Source organism: Suttonella ornithocola, assembly GCF_001889065.1.
Lineage (GTDB): Bacteria > Pseudomonadota > Gammaproteobacteria > Cardiobacteriales > Cardiobacteriaceae > Suttonella_A > Suttonella_A ornithocola.
In genome coordinates this window covers 1-2,912 of the sequence record NZ_LWHB01000202.1, presented here as the reverse complement: position 1 = coordinate 2,912, position 2,912 = coordinate 1, and the positions used below count along the sequence as shown (strand labels likewise).

The following is a 2,912-nucleotide window of genomic DNA, read 5'->3' as shown; positions in this document are numbered from 1 at the left end:
GAGTGTTAAATCAGTGATTATTATGGATAATGCTCAATTTCATTGAATGAAGGTTCTAAAAGCGTTAGCCGAAAAATTTGGTCACGTTGTTTTGCCTTTATCACCTTATTCGCCAGAGTTAAATCTAATCAAAAAGCAGTGGGGCAATCTTAAAAGTATTTACGTAAAGTTTTATCTAATTTTGATGTCTTTTGGGATGCTCTTTTGTCCTATTCTGGATTTAATTGACTATATCTGCTTTGGATTGGGTTGGGCTTTAGATGATTGCACTATACCAAAATCTAACGCCGAAGCATAAGGCATATAGTCAAATCAGCTGAAAAACAGAATTTTTTATAAATTTTACCTAGCGTTTCAGGTAGTGAATCATGTTCTTTAGCTGATTGCACTATGTAAGAGACTGAGAGTTATATAGTAAATATATCAGTAAGAGATTAGAATTTTTTACTGACTTGCAAAAATACCTGATTTTTTCCATAACGATACATAGGATGATTACTACGATTTTCAGTTAATTGCCAAGTCAATCTAGGGGTGAGTCCGTGATAGTGCCAAGCGCGGTTCCATAAGCTTATGTTAGCGCTATATTCTCGATCTGCTCTTTGGATTTGCAAAAAGTCTTTTCCATCATAGTGCCGGTACGCAGCGCCTAACTGAAGATTACTGGAAATTCCTTTTGCCCATTCCTGTTCCCAACCTATTCTCACCCCAATTCGCTTATAAGCATCACTTTTATCTTTAGCTGTTTCCCAGCTAAGGTCCAATCCGCCATAAAAGCTTTGCTTTGGATTATGACGATACAGCACTGTATTAGAGAAAAATAGACTGTTGCCATTTAAGTGCGGACGATGATTATAGCGTTTAAGGCCAACTTGTAAGGCACTAAAATTTTGCCACTGTGGATTTAATACTGCACTGATATCTGTGCTAATACCATAGCCACGAGAATAGCTTTCTCCACCGTATCGGCGGTATTCAAAATAAGGCGCAACAGCAATTTCTTTTAGAGCATCTCGATAGAGTGGACCACTAGATAATCGGACAATTAGGTCATCATAAACATGGTTATCCCAATAGGTTTTGCCATAAATAGAAACATCATTTTTCCATGCCCAATTATCGGCAAAACCATACGTTTTTCCAACGCCCAATTGATAGCCGATACCATGGGCGCTTTCTGCAGCAGGTAGTGTCCAACGTCCATAAGTCCGATTTTTAGGCGCGTTATTCACATTATTCTCGCTCAAATATCGAATATTACCACTGATATCCCAACTATCTGCGCGTTTTAAATAATCTTGGTAAGCGTCTACTTGTTGAGCAATTTCTGGCGGTAAATTGGGCGCGCTTTTGACTTTCTCAAATTGATCTTGTGCAGCAATGATTTGTCTATCTTGTGCCAATGCTGTTGCAAGTTGTAAACGTACCGGCGTTAGCTCTGGATTATCTGCAATAATTTGACGAAGATAATCAATGCTTTCTTTAATATTACCGTGAACGCGCGCAAGCATTGCACGAGCATAAGCCACTAGAATAGGATTTTTTTTCGGTAGCTGCTCGTAAAGTGGGAGAAATTTCTCTACGGCTTCAACATTTCCTAAACTGATGGAACTATCTAATACGCGCTCGAGTAGTTTAGGCTGTTGTAACAATTCTTCGCTAGTGAGATTAATGGTTTTACCTTTTGACGCGGGTTGCTCACTCATGCTTTGCGCTAATTGTTGACGATTTAAATTATAGTTTGTATCAGGTGTGGCAATATTATTAGCAGAAAAAGCAACAGCAGGAATAAAAAACAAAGGAAGAATTTTCATCATTATTTCGTATTAGATTAAAAGCGTTTAAAAGCCTCATTTTAGAGGCTTTCTTAAAAAGAGAAGTTATGGTTTTACAAGTACAGCACCATAAGCACCAGAAATTTTTTGATTAGCATTACTGTATACACCAGAAAGTTCAGCTGCTTTTGGACCATAAAAACTACCTTGAGTTTCGACGCCTTCGACGGTTTTGCCTTTAAAGGTATTGCCTTGAATATTAGCATTGAGTGCAATATCCGTAATATCTTTTATATGAATATTTCCTGTTAAAGTTTTTTGACCAAAATCAACATTAAATTCCGAACTGCCAGTAGATGCTTCTCGTTCTTTAGAAACATAAACTGAAAGCCCTTTATAGGTTGCAATACCCGTTTGAGGAATTTCTTTAGCGGGAGTGACTTGTCCTTGAGAGAAGATGTATGGACCATTTGCACTATTTACCGTACCATAGCGAGCATAGCTCATATGGTTCCCGCTAACATTACTACCATTTATAGAAATAAAGCTAACTGCAGAAATTCCTGGATATGTTAATGGAATGGTTTGACCATCAACAATCAATTGATTAAGATCAACGGATTGGTTATCCACATTTTCTAATTGTGTTACTTGTGCATCTTGGATAGACAGTTTTATCGCATGATTAGTTGCTAAATTAGCAGGTTTATGTCCAGAGCTATTATTGTTATTGAAGTTTGTTTCTGAAGTATTTGAATGATTATTGTTGCTAACGTTTGAGGTCGCAGAAAGGTCTGATGAGCCACCACCACCACAGGCAGTAAGGAATAAAGCAGTGCTAATCAATAAAGTGAGTTGAGAATATTTCATAAATTGCTCCATGAGTAATAAAAATAAAAAATGACACTTGCTTACTCATTAAAGCGAGCGTCATGCTGGCAGCATTCAGCATTCAGCATTCAGCATTCAGCATTCAGCATTCAGCATTCAGCATTCAGTATTCAGTATTCAGTATTCAGTATTCAGTATTCAGTATTCAGTATTCAGTATTCAGTATTCAGTATTCAGTATTCAGTATTCAGTATTCAGTATTCAGTATTCAGTATTCAGTATTTCAGTATTCAGTATTCAGTATTC

At 37.1% G+C, this 2,912-nt stretch carries 2 protein-coding genes and 1 pseudogene; 1 reads left to right on the top strand and 2 read right to left on the bottom strand.

The features are described 5' to 3' along the window. A pseudogene (locus tag A5N85_RS16740) lies at nt 1-228 on the top strand (IS630 family transposase); the annotation flags it as partial. A 206-nt stretch (nt 229-434) separates the two neighbouring features. On the opposite strand, the gene A5N85_RS12845 reads toward A5N85_RS16740, so the two are convergent. Both A5N85_RS12845 and A5N85_RS12840 read right to left on the bottom strand, forming a co-directional pair. Beyond that, nucleotides 435-1,817, bottom strand: coding sequence for a surface lipoprotein assembly modifier (locus A5N85_RS12845; RefSeq protein WP_084601799.1), 1,383 nt, complete (start codon nt 1,815-1,817; stop codon nt 435-437). A 63-nt stretch (nt 1,818-1,880) separates the two neighbouring features. Continuing rightward, complete coding sequence (locus tag A5N85_RS12840) at nt 1,881-2,645, bottom strand: Slam-dependent surface lipoprotein (RefSeq protein WP_072577556.1); 765 nt, start codon at nt 2,643-2,645, stop codon at nt 1,881-1,883. Nucleotides 2,646-2,912 lie beyond the last annotated feature (267 nt).

Bases quoted from the DNA above. Each gene is read 5' to 3' on its own strand.
- A5N85_RS12840 (WP_072577556.1), bottom strand. From the start codon at position 2,645: ATGAAATATTCTCAACTCACTTTATTGATTAGCACTGCTTTATTCCTT.
- A5N85_RS12845 (WP_084601799.1), bottom strand. From the start codon at position 1,817: ATGATGAAAATTCTTCCTTTGTTTTTTATTCCTGCTGTTGCTTTTTCT.